Annotated in this window: 13 protein-coding genes and 1 pseudogene; 3 read left to right on the forward strand and 11 right to left on the reverse strand. The window is 62.7% G+C overall.

The window, feature by feature from the left end; genetic code table 11:
* Positions 1-26: 26 nt before the first annotated feature.
* Genes ABIB91_RS31070 through ABIB91_RS31090 form a run of 5 tightly spaced genes read right to left on the reverse strand, consistent with a single transcriptional unit; the run spans position 27 to position 4,580 of the window.
* Positions 27-1,259, reverse strand: a complete 1,233-nt coding sequence (locus ABIB91_RS31070; protein ID WP_354170139.1) for a CaiB/BaiF CoA transferase family protein — start codon at positions 1,257-1,259, stop codon at positions 27-29.
* On the reverse strand, positions 1,256-2,140 hold the full coding sequence (locus ABIB91_RS31075) for a CoA transferase subunit A (RefSeq protein ID WP_354170137.1): 885 nt from the start codon (positions 2,138-2,140) through the stop codon (positions 1,256-1,258). Before ABIB91_RS31075 ends, ABIB91_RS31070 begins: the two co-directional genes overlap by 4 nt.
* A gap of 49 nt (positions 2,141-2,189) precedes the next feature.
* Positions 2,190-3,128: a CoA-transferase subunit beta gene (locus tag ABIB91_RS31080; protein WP_354170135.1), complete on the reverse strand. Its 939-nt coding sequence runs from the start codon at positions 3,126-3,128 to the stop codon at positions 2,190-2,192.
* A gap of 55 nt (positions 3,129-3,183) precedes the next feature.
* Positions 3,184-4,065: a FadR/GntR family transcriptional regulator gene (locus ABIB91_RS31085; protein ID WP_354236392.1), complete on the reverse strand. Its 882-nt coding sequence runs from the start codon at positions 4,063-4,065 to the stop codon at positions 3,184-3,186.
* Between the two features lie 26 nt (positions 4,066-4,091).
* Entirely contained in the window at positions 4,092-4,580 is a 489-nt protein-coding gene (locus ABIB91_RS31090) for a hypothetical protein (protein WP_354213155.1), read from the reverse strand.
* Between the two features lie 78 nt (positions 4,581-4,658).
* On the opposite strand from ABIB91_RS31090, the pseudogene ABIB91_RS31095 reads away from it, so the two are divergent.
* Positions 4,659-5,051: pseudogene (locus ABIB91_RS31095) on the forward strand (acyl-CoA dehydrogenase family protein); the annotation flags it as partial.
* Between the two features lie 60 nt (positions 5,052-5,111).
* On the forward strand, positions 5,112-6,356 hold the full coding sequence (locus tag ABIB91_RS31100; protein WP_354170238.1) for an acyl-CoA dehydrogenase family protein: 1,245 nt from the start codon (positions 5,112-5,114) through the stop codon (positions 6,354-6,356).
* Positions 6,357-6,423: 67 nt separating this feature from the next.
* On the opposite strand, the gene ABIB91_RS31105 is transcribed toward ABIB91_RS31100, so the two are convergent.
* From ABIB91_RS31105 to ABIB91_RS31130, 6 genes are all read right to left on the reverse strand, one after another.
* Positions 6,424-7,962 carry an acyl-CoA synthetase gene (locus tag ABIB91_RS31105; RefSeq protein ID WP_354170131.1) on the reverse strand — a complete coding sequence of 513 codons (1,539 nt, stop codon included), beginning with the start codon at positions 7,960-7,962 and terminating at the stop codon, positions 6,424-6,426.
* A 101-nt stretch (positions 7,963-8,063) separates the two neighbouring features.
* Positions 8,064-9,257, reverse strand: a complete 1,194-nt coding sequence (locus ABIB91_RS31110) for an ABC transporter substrate-binding protein (RefSeq protein WP_354170129.1) — start codon at positions 9,255-9,257, stop codon at positions 8,064-8,066.
* 216 nt (positions 9,258-9,473) lie between these two features.
* A complete protein-coding gene (locus tag ABIB91_RS31115; RefSeq protein WP_354170127.1) occupies positions 9,474-11,615 on the reverse strand; it encodes a 3-hydroxyacyl-CoA dehydrogenase NAD-binding domain-containing protein in 2,142 nt (713 codons plus the stop codon).
* A 13-nt stretch (positions 11,616-11,628) separates the two neighbouring features.
* Positions 11,629-12,837, reverse strand: coding sequence for an acetyl-CoA C-acetyltransferase (locus tag ABIB91_RS31120; protein ID WP_354170125.1), 1,209 nt, complete (start codon positions 12,835-12,837; stop codon positions 11,629-11,631).
* 90 nt (positions 12,838-12,927) lie between these two features.
* On the reverse strand, positions 12,928-14,181 hold the full coding sequence (locus ABIB91_RS31125; protein ID WP_354170123.1) for a cytochrome P450: 1,254 nt from the start codon (positions 14,179-14,181) through the stop codon (positions 12,928-12,930).
* 99 nt (positions 14,182-14,280) lie between these two features.
* A complete protein-coding gene (locus tag ABIB91_RS31130; RefSeq protein WP_354170121.1) occupies positions 14,281-15,255 on the reverse strand; it encodes a helix-turn-helix domain-containing protein in 975 nt (324 codons plus the stop codon).
* A gap of 130 nt (positions 15,256-15,385) precedes the next feature.
* Between ABIB91_RS31130 and ABIB91_RS31135 the strand changes: the two genes are divergently transcribed.
* On the forward strand, positions 15,386-16,594 hold the full coding sequence (locus ABIB91_RS31135; RefSeq protein WP_354170119.1) for a CaiB/BaiF CoA transferase family protein: 1,209 nt from the start codon (positions 15,386-15,388) through the stop codon (positions 16,592-16,594).
* Positions 16,595-16,605 lie beyond the last annotated feature (11 nt).

Here is a 16,605-nt window from a genome sequence, read left to right on the forward strand (position 1 = left end):
TCTACATTCCTGATGACCCATAGCGGCTACTCGGCCGCCGCGACGGTCCTCTCTTCCACGCCGCGAAGAACTTTGCTCTCGCGCAGCGCCGCAATCGCCTGCGGACTCAGCCCCAAGAGACTCTGCAACAGCCTTGGTCCATCCTCGCCGAGCGCAGGCACCTTGTTCCGGACATTGGCCGCGCTGTGCGCGAACCGGAACGCCGGATTGGGAATACGTAGCGGCCCGGCCCCGTCATCGATCTCCTCAAATACGCCGCGCTCCTGGATGGGCGGCAGCGCCATGGTCTCGCGGATGGTCCGGTACTGAGAGCATGGCACACCGGCTTCGGTGAGGATCGCCTCGCATTGCGCGGCCGTTCGCGATGCCGCCCAGTCGTCGAGCAGGTTCATCAATTCGGACCAGTGGTGCTCGCGGGCGCTGCTGGTTGCGAAGCGCGCATCGCTAATCCATTCCGAATGGCCGACGCCGCGGGCCAAAGCCTCGAAATTGTTCTGACTCACGGGAGCGACGAGCAGAAAGCCGTCGCTGGCCTGCGTGGGTCGATAGAGCGGCCGGCGGCGCTCGGCCGGGAATTGCGCTTCCTGGCACTCGTAGACCAGCATGCCCACCATGGCATCGAGCAAGGATACGTCGACATGGTCGCCCTGCCCCGTCTTGAGTGTCCGAAACAGCGCGGCTTGAATGGCTCCGAATGCCGTCGAGCCGCCGAGAACGTCGGCAATGAAGATTCCGTTCTTCAGCGGACGCTCGACATTGCCCTCCTGATAATCGAGGTTTGCCATGTCGTAGCCCGAGGTTGCGTGGAGCACCGGCGCATACGCACTCCGTCCGGACCAGGATCCCTCCTGGCCGAAACCCGAGATCGAGCAGTACACGAGCTTGGGATTGAGCTTGGCAAGGGTTTCGTAGTCCAGCGCGAGCCGCCGCATCACGCCGGGGCGGTAGTTCTCCACGAGCACGTCGCACTGGGGTACCAATTCGTAGATCAGCTTGCGAGCCTCAGGCTGCTTGAGATCCAGAGCGATGCTGCTCTTGCCGGCGTTGAGCTGCGCGAAATAAGCACTCCGACCATCCCGCATCGGCGGACGCAACCGGATGTGGTCGCCCTCCGGCGGCTCCACCTTGATCACCTCGGCGCCGAGGTCCGCCATCAGCCGCGTGCAATAGGGGCCGGACATCATGGCAGTGAAGTCGAGGACGCGAATTCCGTCGAGGATTCCAGGCCGGGCCGATCCGGTCGGCATATCGATGCTCATTTCAGATTGGTTTCGGAGACCGCAAGCGCCGCCAGCCGGCTGCCGCCAATCGTGTCGAGATAAGCGCTGGACGAGGCGTTGCGGACATACCGGTCAAGATAGAAGCTGAAGGCTTCTGCGCCGGCGCTGCTCTTCACATATTCCTTCAAATGCGCTTCGTCGGAGCGGTACAGTGAGGGTGAGGCCGTCGGATGCGCGCCGAAAGGCGCTTCCACGATCGCATCGACCATCGCGCTCGGCAGCTTGGTCAGATGATTGCTGCGCCTGATCGTGTCGGTCGACACGATGCGATCGACCGAGACGATCACCCGCCGGGACGCCTGGGCGATCATCGCGTCGAAGAAGGGTGGCCCCAAATGCTGGACGTTGCCATGCTCGTCAGCCTGCTGGGCGTGCAGCAGGCAGACGTCCGGCTTGACGGCGGCGACAGCGAGCATCTTGCGCTCGCCGGGCTTGGACGGCAGCGGCCAGTAATGCTCCGGCGCAAACTTCGGCAGATCGGTCCCGAGGTCGGGCACCGGCATGTAAGGCAGGTCGCAAATGCCCGCCCGCAGTCCGCCGGCAATGCCCGGTCCATCCAGATCGTAGACCCTGAGCGCGCCACTCTCCGCGTGACGCCGGAAATGCGGCGCCAAGCCGAACTGCTCGAAGCTGATGAAGACGCAGACGGTGGAGGCGACACATCCCGCACCGATCAGCATGTCCGGGGCGATCGAGCCGGGCGCAGGGATCAGGTGCAGGTCGCGTGCGCCCTTGCGGATCAACGCGCGCACGAGCGCCATCGGCTGCGAATTGAATATCCAGCCGCCAAGGGCGACTTTGGCTCCGTCCGGGATCCCGGCTACGGCCTCATCGACGGAAACGATCTTGCTCTTGGTCATGGGACTTCAGCTTGCCTGTCGGTCTGATTGGAGGAGATCCGTCTCGTGATCAGGGAAATTTGCGCCGGAGATCGCCACGCCGGTCGACATGTTTGCGCAGCAACTCGAGCTCATGATCGGTGGGCATGGTCGTCACCGGGGGCGTCCCCTCAACGACGATGTCGAAGGCCGTGGAGTCGCGGATCTGCTCGAGCGACACGCCTGGACTGATCGACTTCACGCGCATGGCCTTGCTGTCGGGCGTGAAATCGAAGACCCCAAGCGGCGACAGCACCAATCTGGGACCGCCGGGTGGCAGACCCATGCGCTCGCGGGAATCGCCGCCTTCCATGTGACCGGGGCCGCACAGGAAATCGACCCGCGGCACGAACGCGCTCCGGTCGTGGCGGGTCAGGCACACGTAGAACCGCTTGGCTAGACCGCAAAGTGCGCTGATGCCGACGGTTCCCGGTCCGCGCACGCGCGGCTTACGTTGATCACCGACCACCACCGTATTGATGTTGCCGAAGCGGTCGACCTGCAGTGCCGACAAGATGGCAAAATCAAAGAAGTGGACCTTCCAATCGATGAAGTCGATCATGACCGGCAGATCCATCCAGGACTCCGCGGACTCGAGGTTCTCGTAGTCGGCAGTCGACAGCAGATGATCGCGCGTCGGATTGACCATTCCGCCGGGACCGGAAATCCACCACAAGCGCGGCGCCTGCAGGCGGCGCGCGAGATTGCAGGCCGCAAGCTGGATGTCGGAATTGGTTCCGATGATGACCTTCTCGCCATCAGCGATATCGCGCGCCAGCAACACCGCCAACGTTTCTCCGAGAGACGGATTTGTAGCCATTTGCCCGCGACCTATTGGTTGAACCATTGCCACAGTAGCATGGTCGGATGCCATGTCAACGGATCCGCCGCGGGCGGAGGGGAGACCGCGCGTAGTGCTATCGGGCAATTTGGACGTGAGCGGTCGTCGACCGGCCGCGTGCGTCTGCATTCCATCCGGGATGGACGCGTACAGGCGACAGATCGAGGTTGCGCAGTGAGTGGATTTAACGCTGCGTAGTCGGGGGAGACCGGCGGCCGCGTGGAGCGGCTTTGGTGGCTGACGCACTCTCGGCAGCCTGAATGCGCGACATGTAGCTGCGCTGCAGCCGCTTCAGGCAGGATTCCATTTCGGCCACGGCAGCTTCGGCCTCGCCTGCAGTGAAGTGTTCCATGAAGCGACGGCGTGACGGAAGCACGAAGCTGTTGTCGTACTCGCCGATCCGCTGCACGAAATGAGTGAGCACGTCGAGCACCCCGTTCATGACAATGACCATGATCGGATTATCGGTGAGGCGCGCCAGCATTCTGTGGAATTCGATGTGCCTCTCGGCGCGGCCTGCGAAGTCGCCCCGGCGGCGCGCATCCTGCGCTTCGTCGATATTGCGGTTCAGCATGTCGATGTCCGCGGCCGTTGCGCGTCGGCACGCTTCCCGGACCACGACAGATTCGAGCCAGATGCGGGCCTCGGTCAATTGCGCCGGCTGGATGGTACCGACATGGTACATGTCCATCAGCCCGGTCGCGATAGCCTCACCGCTGTGCTGGCTGATGAAAGCGCCCCCGCGGGCCCCCTTCTGCAGGCGGATCAGACCGGCGTGCTCGAGCGAGCGCAAAGCCTCACGAAGGGTATTGCGAGAGACGCCAAATTGCTCCGACAGCGCCCGCTCGGATGGCAGACGGTTGCCGACCGCGAGTCTCCCGGTGGAGAGCTCCGTTCGGATCTGAGCGGCAATCTCGTCGAACGCGCGGGGCGACCTAATTCGTTGGAACTGCGCTATCGGCGCAGCCTCTGTCTTGGATTTCGCCGGCAATTGTGAAGCGCTCATATCCACCCGGATGGTTCGAAGCTGCAGCGACATATAGGCGAAGCCGACGATTCTCGCCATAGCGCGTTGGCGTTGACCGCGACTTCTCACAAAAGTAGAATGGTAGGACCAAACTGCAAAAGGCCGCCAGAATGCTGCGGGAGTTGCCCTCGGACGAGGATCGTCAGATCTTGAAGGAAGCCGTCCGGGGATTCTTTGAGGACGTGTCGGACAAGGCCGCCCAGGCGACCCCTTGGCTGTGGAAGAAACTGGCCGCCCAGGGTTTGACCCAGATTGCAGCCTCTCCCGCCGAAGGCGGCTTGCGCGAGATTGTGCTGGTCCAGGAAGAGGTTGGCCGCATTGCGTGCCGTGCACCGCTCGCGGATGCAGCCCTGATCAACCTCATGCAGCTTCGAGGCCGCGACAATGGCCGTGCCTTGACGTCTTTTGTAGATGAGCTCCATCGCGGTGACGCGGTAGTCGCCGTGTCTTTTGCAGGCTTCGACCATGATGGAGCCGCAGGCTCGGCGAAAATGGAAGCGGATCGCCTGGTTGCGGAGCTGGGATTCGTCGAATCCGCCGACATCGTTACGCATCTGGCCATATTCGTGCATGGCCCGGCACTGGCTATCGTCGAGGCCGGCGAAGGTGTTGCCGCTGAACCGACCCCGGTGATGGGAAAGGCGGGCAGGTGGCGGGTTCGCGTCGATGCGGTTCCGATCGTCCTGGTGCCGTTCACGGATGCCGAGGTCCGGGACCTTCTCACGGTCGCGGCCCTGGGTGAGAGCGCGCGGGCGTTCGGCGCAGCCCGGCGCGCGTTCGAGCAGGCCGTTGCCTATGCCGGCGAACGTCGGCAATTCGGACAACCTATCGGACGTTTCCAGGCCATCCAGCACAAGCTCGCGAACTGCCACATCGCTTTGCGCGCGGTACAGCTGACGATTGCGAATGCCGCCGCTCAATATGATCTGGAAGCCGGGCAATGGCGCTGGTTCGCAGCCGCAGCCCTGGCCACCGCTGCCGGTTCTCTTCGCCAGGTATCGCTTGAGACCCAGCACGCCTTCGGCGCGATCGGCTACAGCGAGGAGCATGACGCTCCGCGGCACTTCAGGCAGGTCCATGTCGGCATGCTTCGTCATGGCGGCCAGCGCCCGCCGGTCGAGCAACTCGCGAGCCATTTTCTCGATCACGGCAGCGGTGCGTTTCCCGAATACGATCTGGGGGCGTCCGGAAATGCCTTCCGCAACGAGGTTCGCGCCTGGCTCGACGGGTATTGGTCAGGCGAGCGTCGCGCGCGGCACGAGCAGCTCTCCTTCCATGAGCGGGAGTATGACCGCGAATTTGCTCGGGCGCTGGGCCAGACCGGCTGGATTGGCCTCAACTGGCCGAAACGGTTCGGCGGTCAGGAGCGAGGCGCCTTCGAACAGCTTGCCTTCATGGAGGAGATGGAGCGCGCCGGCGCGCCGCGTGTCGGTGCGCCCGTGCAGGCCGCGATGCTCCAGGTCTACGGCACGCCAGAGCAGCAGCGCCGCTATCTTCCGGAAATCCTGCGAGGGGAAGCCATCTACGGCATGGGCTACAGCGAACCACAAGCCGGCTCCGACCTCGCGTCGCTGAAGACCCGCGCGGTTCGCGACGGCGACCATTATGTGATCAATGGGCAGAAGATCTGGACCACGACCTATTGGGGCGAGTACATGCTGCTCGCGACCCGCACCGATCCGAATGCGACACCGCCTCATGCAGGCATCACCATGTTCATCGTTCCGATGACGACGCCCGGCATCACGATCCGCCCTTCCGAAACGATGTATGGCGGCACCTTCGCCAACATCTTCTATGACGACGTGCGCGTGCCGGCAGAAAACCGCATTGGCGCCGAAGGTGAAGGCTGGAAGGTGCTGACCGGGGCGTTGGCAACCGAACGCGGCTTCATCGGCGGCGGGATCGTGCTCAAGGTTGCCGGCATGTTCGAACTGCTGTGCGGGCACATCCGTATCGCCGAACGCCACGGTAAGCTGATGCGGCACGATCCTGTCGTGCGCGCCAGGGTTGGTACGCTCGCGGCTGAAATCGAGGCAGGACGGCGCATGATGGTCCATTGCGCCGAGCTGGTCGACAAGGGCGAGACGCCGCCCGACGAAGCGGCCGTTAGCAAGGTCTATTCCGGCGAGTTGATGGAGCGCTTCGGCGAGACCGCACTCGATCTGCTCGGGCTGGAGGCCTTGGTCAGCGAGGGCGACCCTGGCGCCGTGCTGCACGGGCGCATCGAACAAAATCTCCGACATTCGCTGATGTGGGTCATCAGCATCGGCACCAATGAAATCCAGCGCAGCTTGATCGCCCAACGCGGACTTGGATTGCCGCGATAGGGAGGCCGAGGTCAGATGTCGCAGAGAAAAATCCTCCACAGCCTCCGCAGAGAGCCTGACGATCTAACTAGATGCGCCTGCCCGTATCGCTCCAGAAAGGATCCTTGAGCCGGCGCTTGAATATCTTCCCGCTTTCCTCGCGCGGAAGCGCTGCATGGAAATCGATCCGCCGCGGCACCTTGTATTTGGCGATACGTTCGGCGAGATAGGCCCGCACCTGCTCCGTCGTGAGTTCATGGCCAGGTTCGAGTTCGATTGCGGCAGCCAGCGACTCGCCGAACTCATCGTCGGGTATGCCGAACACGGCGCAGTCGCGGACGCCGGGACATTGAATCAGAGCCGATTCAATCTCGGCAGGATAGATGTTGACCCCGGCCGAGATCACCATGTCCGACCGCCGATCGCACAGATATAGCCGGTCGTTCTTGAGATAGCCGACATCGCCAACGCTGATCAGCCCGTCCCGCTCGACCGATTTTCGCTTGGCGGCGTCGTTGAGGTAGACGAAATCCGCCAGCGAGTCCTGACGAACGTAGATCTCGCCCACCTCGCCCGGCGCAACCGGCTTGCCGTCGTCGCCGTAGAGCGCAATCCGGGCACCCGGCGTGAGCCGCCCGACGCTGCCGGGGTGAGCCAGCCAATCTTCCGGCGTGCTCAGCATGACGGCTCCAACCTCCGTCCCGCCGTAGGTCTCGTAAATGACCGGCCCCCACCAATCCATCAGCGCCTGCTTGATCTCCGGCGCGCAGGGCGCGCCCGTGTGGATCACCCATCGCAGCGAGCTCACATCGTATCGGCGGCGGGTCTCCTCCGGCAGACGCATCAGACGGACAAACATGGTGGGAACCATGACCGCATGCGTGATCCTTTGCCGCTCGATGAGCGCCAGCGTTTCTTCCGGCTCGAATTTGGATTGGAACGCGATGAAATCGGCCTGTGCGATGGCCTGACGCAAACAGGCGTTCGGAGACGCATGATAGAGCGGACCGCCGATCAACACGCGCACGCCGGGTGCCATGCCGTAGACCGCCCGCATCAGTTCCCCATACGCTTTGGCCTGCTCGGCCGTCGCAGGTTCGCGCTTCACGCCCTTCGGGTGTCCCGTCGTGCCCGACGTGTAGATCAGCGTAGCGCGGCTGCGCGGCGGGGCGCTGCTCCAGGGCTGGAATTCCGCCAGCCAAACCGGCCAGCTGCGGTCCGATACACTCGGCTTCTCGGCACCTTGCGGAACGCCGAACTGCCGAACGAGTTCGGGCGGCGTCGGTACGCTCAGCACGAGAATCCCGTCCAAGACCTCCTTGAGCTCGTCGCGAACTGCCGCGAGCAGATCGGCATGAGCCACCAGGACTTTGGGCTTCGCGTCCTTGAGGACGTAAGCGATTTCCTGCGCCCGACCGTGCCAATTGATCGGCACGCAATAGGCGCCGATCAGGGAGGCGGCCTGTGTCGCCTCGACGAAGGCGAAGTCGTTGCGCAGCAGAACCGCAACAGTATCCCCCTCGCAGACTCCGGAAGCATGCAGGCCGCTGGCTGCGCGAGCCGCGTTCGTGAGCACCTCTTCGCGCGCGCGCGCTGTTCCATCGAGAAAAATCAGTGGCGAAGTCATCATTCCTCTAACAATGTTCTGCGTGGGGCGTGAGAGCGGCTTCTGGTGAAGCGCACGACTGTTCGGCCGCTTGTCTGGTGATCATTCTGCAAAACGACCCACTACTGCGTTGCAAGTTTACAGTCCGGATTTGGCGCCTCCGACATCAACTCTTCGGCTTTCATACGTCGGACGATCTTGAAATAGTCCCACGGGGCTTTTGATTCCTCCGGCGACTTGACCTGGAGCAGGAACATGTCGCGCATCACGCGGCCATCTGCTCGGATCTTGGCCAAAGGTGTCGTGAGATCTGAAATCGGCAGCTCGTGCATCTTCTTTGCGACCTCAGGTCCGGATGTCGAGCCCGCCGCCTTGACGGCCTTCAGATAGTGCGTGATCGAGCTATAGACTCCCGCCTGCAGAGCGGAAGGCGGTCGCCCCATCTTCTCCCTGAACCGACTTGCGAAACTGCGCGTGTTGTCATCCGTATCCCAGTAGAATGCTGCCGTCGTATAGATGCCCTTCATACGATCCAGCCCCAGGCTGTGCACGTCGGACTCGAACAACATGAGGCTCGCGATGCGCATTCCCTTCTGCAGGAGGCCGAATTCGACGGCGTTCTCGATGAGAAGCACCCCGTCGTGGCCGGCAAAGGACGAGGCAATCGCGTCCGGCCGCGCTTCCTGGGCGGCCAGAAGCAGCGAGGCATAATCCGACGTCCCGATGGCCACGCGCCGCGTGCCGACCAGTTGTCCACCGGTCTCCTTCACGACCTCCGCGACCGCCCGCTCCATTTGGTGTCCGAAGGAATAGTCGGGGCCAACCACGAACCACTTCTTCACGCCGGATTCCGCTGCGCTCAGGACGGGCGCGCGCGGAAGCACGCTGGTGTCGAACGTCCACACAAAGCCCGTCGGCGAGCACGACTTGCCGTAGAGATCGAGGGTCCCGGCCCCGGAGATCAGGGCGATCTTCCCCTTTGTATGGGCGAGATTTTGGATTCCGAGCGCAATGGTGGACACGGGTATGTCGGCAATGGCTTCAACATGCTCCTCGTCGAACCAGCGTCGGGCGATGGTCAGGCCAACGTCCGGCTTCAGTTGGTGGTCGGCCGAGACGATCTCGATCGGTCGGCCAAGGACGGTGCTACCGGCGTCGCTGACCGCCAGTTCAGCGGCAACGACCGAGCCGCGACCGACCGTATCGGCGATGACTCCGGACATGTCGGTCAAGACACCGATCTTCAGCGGCTCTCCAACCGCCAGACCGCTCCACAGGAACAAGCCGAGTCCCGCGGCCGCGACGCGTCTTGCCATGAGCAGCTGCCTCCCATTTTATTGGTTGTACCATTGATACATGATGGCGATGGACCCCGCAAGCCCATTCGACCGAACATTCGGCGCGGCCTTTTGTCGGCCTCCGCCGGACAAGAGGTAAGGGAGGCGTCGAGCGCAATCCGCAAATTTCCTGGCTTCGGGCGGGCCACCCACAATCAGTACGACGCGAGGCTCTCCGCTTCCGGCATGCCCTCGTCAGGCGCAGAATCGGCGGTCACCGTCGGCCATCTGCACCAGCATGCGCGGGGCAAGAAAGCGGTCGCCGTATTTCGTAGCGAGCTCGGAGGCCCGTAGAGCGAAAGCCCTGGCTCCAATCATGTCGATGTACTGAAGAGGCCCGCCGGTCCAGCGCGGATAACCGATGCCCAGCACCGCACCGATGTTTGCGTCTCGGGAAGATTCGATGATTTTTTCCTCGAGACAGCGTACGGCTTCGATGGCTTGGACAAAGAGAAAACGGTCGGACAACTCCTCGATAGGAATTTGTGCCGAACTCGGCGGAAAGTGGTCGCGCAAGCCGGGCCAGATTCGTTTTTTTCCACCGGTGGGATATTCATAGAAGCCGCCGCCACCGCCTCGACCGGGCCGCTTCAACACGTTGACCATCCTGTCTACAACGGCCCAGTGAGGATGGGCAGGCGCCGGCTTACCCCCGGCCTGGAGGTCAGCGATGGTCTGGAGGCGAACGCTCCAAGCCAGCGCAAGAGAGGTTTCATCCATGACGGCGAGAGGGCCTACGGGCATTCCGGCCCAGATCGCCGCGTGTTCGATTGCTGCAGGATCGACGCCCTCCGCCAGCATCGCGCCTGCCTCGCGCGTGAAGGTTCCGAACACGCGGCTCGTGAAGAAGCCGCGGCTGTCGTTCACCACGATCGGCGTCTTGTTGATCTGCCGCACGAAGTCGTAAGCCCGGGCCAAAGTCTCTGCCGACGTCATCGCTCCCTTGATGATCTCGACGAGCGGCATCCGATCGACGGGAGAGAAGAAATGCAATCCAATGTAGCTCGCCGGCTTGGCCGAGGCTTGCGCGAGCCCCGTGATCGGAAGCGTCGACGTGTTGGAAGCGAAGATGCCCCCGTCCGCCAAATATGGCTCGGCCTCCTGAGTTACGCTGCGCTTGAGGTCACGATCTTCGAACACCGCCTCGATGATCAGTTCCGATCCCGTCAGATCGCTCGGGTTCTCGGTCGGCTTGATCAAGGCAAGCGCAGCGCTCATGCGATCCACGGACAACCGGCCTTTCTCGACCTGTTTCTGAAGCCCGCTCTCGATCTGCGATTTGGCTTTTTCGGCCTGCTCCCGGCTTACGTCCTTCAAAACGACGGAGATGCCCCGCTGCGCGGCGACCTGGGCAATGCCACGACCCATCAGTCCGGCACCCAACACCCCGATTCGCCCGAAGCTGGCGTCGGGAACGCCTTCCGGCCGGCCCTTCCGGGCCTTGATGTCGTTCATCTGGAAGAAGAACGTCCCGATCATGTTCTTGGCCACGCCACCAACCGCGACCTTCGCGAGGTAACGGCTCTCGATCCGACATGCCGTGTCAAAATCGACGGCGGCCCCTTCGACCGCCGCGGACATCGCGGCTTCCAGGGCTGGGTAACGCAGGCGGTGTTTCTTCATCAGCAACGTGGGCGCGGTTCGCAGCCAAGCCAGAGGCGCCGCGGCATTGGGCGTCGATCCTGGAATGCGAAAGCCTTTGCGATCCCACGGCTGGCCGGCCTCGGGGTTGTCCAAGATCCAGCTGCGCGCCTTCGCGAGCAACTCTTCCTTATCCTGGGCGAGCCCACTCAGCAATTTCAGTTCAAGAGCGCGTTCCGCACCGAAGACTGCGCCGTCGAGGACGAGAGGCATCGCAGCTTCGAGCCCCAGCATGCGGACCAGGCGCACGATACCTCCGGCCCCCGGAATGAGACCGAGAGTGGTCTCTGGAAGACCGAGCTGAAGGCCTCCGTCATTGATAGCGAAGCGCGCATGACAGGCGAGGCCGAGCTCGAAACCGCCGCCGAGCGCCCCGCCATTGATGGCCGCGACCACGGGCTTGCCCAACTTCTCCAGCCGGCGCATCGGCGCCTTGGTGGCTTCGGCACGGGCAAAGAGCGCCGCTGCGTCCTCGGCGGCGAGAAGCCCCTTGAGATCTCCGCCGGCAAAGAACGTCGGCTTACCCGAGGTGAGGATCACACCGACTATCTTCTCGCGTTCCTGCTCGATCCGCTCCACCGCCCCGCGGTAAGCGTCACGAAACGCCTGGGTCATGGTGTTGACGGCCTGCCCCGGCATGTCCATGGTCAGCGTCACGACGCCCTGATCATCCCTTGCATAATCGATGGCGGTCATTCCGAATCCCCGATCAAACACGTTCAATGACAGTTGCGACGCCCATGCCGTCAGCAGCGCACAATGTGACAACGCCCCGCTTCAGCTCGCGCCGCTCTAACTCGTCGAGCAACGTCCCAAGCAACACGCATCCGCTTGCGCCCAAGGGATGCCCGAGCGCGATGGCGCCGCCGTTGACGTTGACTTTCGCCAGCGGCACCTTCGTTTCATCCAGGAAGCGCAACACAACGCTGGCGAACGCTTCGTTCACCTCGTAGAGATCGATGTCTTCGAAGCTCAAGCCCGCCTTGCGGAGCGCCGCTTCCGCGACCGGCGCAGGCCCGGTGAGCATGATCGTCGGTTCGACGCCGAGCGCGGCCGTCGCGATGATCCGCGCGCGTGGCTTCAGTCCGAGTTCGCGCCCCTTGTCAGGGCTTCCGATCAGCATGAGCGCAGCGCCGTCGACGATGCCCGAGGAATTTCCGGCCGTATGAACGTGCCTGATCTCCTCGACCTGAGGATATTTTGACATTGCGATGGCATCGAAACCGCCGAACTCGCCCATCTCGGCAAAGGACGGCTTGAGCTTCGCCAGGCCTTCCATCGTCGCATCTGCCCTGATTGCCTCGTCCGCCGCAAGCAGGACGACGCCATTGATGTCGCGCACCGGCACGAGAGATCGATCGAAGCGCCCTTCGTCGCGCGCCTGGGCCGCCAGGCGTTGCGAGCGCAGCGCGTAGCCATCGATATCCTCGCGCGCACGACCATCGAGCGTGGCCAGCAAGTCCGCGCTCACGCCTTGCGGAATCATCTTTAGCTCGAACGACAGCCGCGGCTGATGATCACGCACACTCGGCGCCGCGCCGATGCCCATGCGCGACATCGACTCGACGCCGCCGGCGACGATCAGATCGTCCCACCCGGAACGGATCTTCTGCGCTGCGAGATTCACGGCATCGAGGCCCGAGCCGCAATAGCGGTTGAGCTGAAGGCCCGGCCCCGCCCAATCCCATCCGGCGGCGAGCGCGGCGGTCTTGGCGATCACGCCACCCTGCTCGCCATACGGCTGCACGCAGCCGATCAGAACATCGTTGATCAGCGCGGTGTCGATTTCAGTCCGCCGCTCCAGCTCTTGCATCAGCCCGGCCAGGAGTTGAACCGGCCCCACTTCGTACAGCGCGCCGTCCGTCCTTCCCTTGCCTCGCGGCGTGCGGATCGCATCGAAGATAATCGCTTCACTCATTTCTGATTCCCGAAGTCGGCCTGAAAGATGATGTCGGGGCGCCCCGCGACAACGCACGGCACCCCGACCATCCGGCACGCGATGGCGTGATCACTGCGCCGGGCAGCTCTTCATACGGTACGTGATGGGCAACCGCTTCGGGCCACTGACCAGATTGGCCTCAATCCACGCGGGCTCCCCCGCCAGTTCGATCGAGTCCACCCGAGCAACAATTTCCGTGAACAGCGCTTTCATCTCCATCCGCGCAAGGTTCAGGCCAAGGCACTGGTGCGCGCCGTGCCCGAAAGCGATATGGCGGTTGGGCGTCCGATCGACCCGGAACGTGAAAGGATCGACGAAAACCTCCTCGTCGCGATTACCGGATGGAAAGCACATCATGAGCGAATCGCCGGCACGGATCTGCTTGCCCCGAAGCTGATAGTCCTGAGTCGCCGTGCGGAAGAAGTGCTTCACCGGCGAGGTCCAGCGCAACATCTCTTCGACTGCGGAATTCAGCAGCTCCGGCGACTCGCGCAACCGACGGAACTCCGCCGGATGCTCGATCAACGCATGCAATCCACCGGCCATCGCCGAACTTGTCGTGTCATGGCCCGCGGTCGCAATCACCAGGTAGTACGAGAGTCTCTCGAAGACTCCGGCCGGATTGCCGCCGACCGACGCATTGGCGATTACCGAGGCGAGATCGTCCTTCGGGTTTCTGCGACGGTCCTCCGCAATAGCGCCGAAGTAAGCAAAAAACTCCTGAGCCGCGACTTGGCGGCCTTGGAAATTGTTGCTTCCTCCCGACAAATCCTTGTCCGACGAGGCGAGCAGCGCCTGCGTGAGCTTGAGCATCTTGGCGTCGTCTTCGCGCGAAACGCCGAGGATCGTCATGATGATCCGCAGCGGGTACCAAAGCGCGACGTCGTTGACGAAATCGCACCGGCCACCGCGCTCGTCCATCACAGCGACAAACTCTGCGGCGAGATCCTTGATCTCCTCCTCGATCTTGCGCAGGTTTACCGGCATGAACCACGCCTGTGTGATGCCGCGGTAAGCACGATGGTCGGGCTCGTCCATGGTGATGAGCGTCCTGACTAATTTCGCGTTCCCCGCGCGGACTCGTCTTTCTTCCTCCTGGATCGGCACGAGGCTACTACGCGGATCGTTGATGAATTTGTCGTTCTGCCGCTCGATTTCGACGATGTCGCTGTGCTTTGCGATGGTCCAGAACGGCCGATAGCCTACAGGTTCGGTCCAGCGAACGGGATCGCTTCGCCGCAGTTCGGCGAAGATTTCGTCGTACTTGCCGGGCGTTCCGTACGTGACAGGGTCTACGACCTGATCATCGATCCGTCCGACCATCGTCTCCTCCAGATGTTTGATTATTTTGCGACACCCTAACATCGGCACGAAACTCAAACCTGCCTCACAGCGCCAAGCACTTGACGCAGGGTGCCAAGTTTATCTCGCAGGAGCCTGCCCGTCGGTGCGGGACGACGACCATTGCCTGGGCGATTGACCGTACCGTGCCCGGAACGCCCGGCTGAAATGCGCGGGGTCGACGAAGCCGACGAGGTACGACACGTCGGTGATGCTCTGAGGCTCCTCCGCGCGGTCTCGCAACAATCGCGCAGCTCGCGCGAGACGTAGCTCTTGGACCAACCCCATAGGCGTCTGATTGATCCGGCGGACCAGCCGGTACAGCGAGCGGCGGGACAGGCCGACAGATCGGCCGATGGCGTCGGGGCCCAGATCGGGATTACTCAACTGAACCTCAATGGCCTGTCTCACCTGGTCGATTTTCCCAGCGTTCGGGATGAAGGCGCTCCGTTTGGCGGCGCTCGCAGGTAGACTTGCCTCCACCGCATCCATAAACAGAACTTCCATCGAAGCCTGAATGCGCAAATTCGGCCATTCGGCAGATCCCAGTGCCTCGGAAATCATTGAGAGTGCAACCCGGCTCTCAGCCGACCTCGCCAGGCGGGTTCCGCCAAGCTGAGAGCGCGGCCAATGTTCGCAATATCGATGACTAACGGTCGCCCCGATCGTTCGACTCCCGTCCGGAATCAGAAATGAAGTCGGCACGGAAGCGTCAAAGATGGCCCATTCGCCGGCCCGGAGTTCCGTCGCACGATCAGACTGCTTCACGAATGCGCTTCCGAATCGCTGCAGCAAAATAAAGCAGCTTCCCGTCTCGGTCGGATCGATCGAAAATCCGTACGTGTCGTTGGCGGGGCCCAGTCCAGATGCGGCGACATAGTTGTCGACCAGCAGTGCATCGCCCAGTCGCTCAAGTCGTCCCCACACAGAGAACGAATGCGCCCGCCTCGTGTAGCGGCTTCCCGCGAAGTGCGGCTCGATAGCGGAGTGCCATTCGTCCGGCGACGTGAAGCGCCGGTGCATCGCGGAAATCGAATTGACGGCGTTGTTCGGCATTCAGCTCTCCACGGGTTATTTTATGAATGGTTGAACCTTTGCGTCAATCGTGATAGATGGATGGAAATCGGACGATCTGGCTAGTCTTGTACAGCCGGCAACAAGTCTGCTTGGCGGCAGGGAGGATCTCGTGGCCGGCGTGTTCCAGGGTCTGAAAGTCATTGACAGCGCCACCTTTGTCGCAGGGCCGGCGGCGGCCGTGATCCTTGCGGACTTCGGCGCGGACGTCGTCAAGATCGAGCCGGTCGGCGCCGGAGATCCGCAGCGCGCTCTCGGTCGACTCCCCAACCTGCCAAAGGCCGACCACAATTACGCGTGGACCATTGCCGCGCGCAGCAAGCGCACGCTTGGGGTAGACCTCAAGAACGAGACTGGTCGAACCATCCTGCGGCAGCTCGTACGTTCCGCCGATGTTTTCATTACCAACCAGTCCCCGGCTTCCCGCTCCCGGCTCGGGATCAGCTATGAGCAGCTTTCGCAGATCAATCCGCGTCTGGTCTATGCGGCTCTCACCGGCTACGGCGAGACAGGCCCCGAGGCTGAAAGACCGGGATTCGACGCCCACGCCTATTGGGCTCGATCGGGATTGGCCGATAACGTGCGATCCGACAGCGAGAGTCCTCCCGCATCACCTACTATGGGAATGGGCGATCAGCCGACTGCCGTCACTCTCTACGCAGGGATCGTCACGGCGCTTCTTCACCGGGAGCGCACGGGCCTGGGAAGCTGCGTCACGACTTCGCTGCTTGCCAACGGAGCCTGGTCGAATGCGGCATCGATCCAGGCGGTCCTGTGCGGCGGCGAGATACAATACCGCCTGCCGCGGAAGGCGACCCGGAACGCTTTGACGTGCTTTTACCGGTGCGCTGACGACCGCTGGTTCATGATCAGCCTGGTGCAGGAGGAACGCGACTGGCCTCGGTTCTGCAAGGCAATCGGCCGCTCCGCATTGATCGAGGATTCGCGCTTCTCGGCGCTTGCAACACGGCGCACCAATGCGGCCGAGCTCGTGGCGATTCTCGACGAGCTGTTTGCGACCCGTGTCTCGTCCGACTGGCACCACGTATTTCAGGGGGCCGATCTGACCGCAGCGATCGTGACAAAAGCCGGAGATCTGGTCGGCGACGACCAGATGTATCATGCCGGCGCGCTTGTTGAAGCCGAATGGATGCCGGGACATGGCGCAATCGTGGACAGCCCGTTCCGAATAAGCGGCGTAACGAAGAGGCCACCGAAACCCGCTCCGGAATTGGGCCAGCATAGTGGGCAGATCCTGGAGGAGCTTGGATATTCCGACGAGGACATTGCTCGCCTGAAAGACTCCGGCGTCGTGCGCTGATTGACGTACCA

Origin of the sequence: Bradyrhizobium sp. JR4.3, from assembly GCF_040547695.1 — a bacterium.
Taxonomy (GTDB): Bacteria; Pseudomonadota; Alphaproteobacteria; order Rhizobiales; family Xanthobacteraceae; genus Bradyrhizobium; species Bradyrhizobium canariense.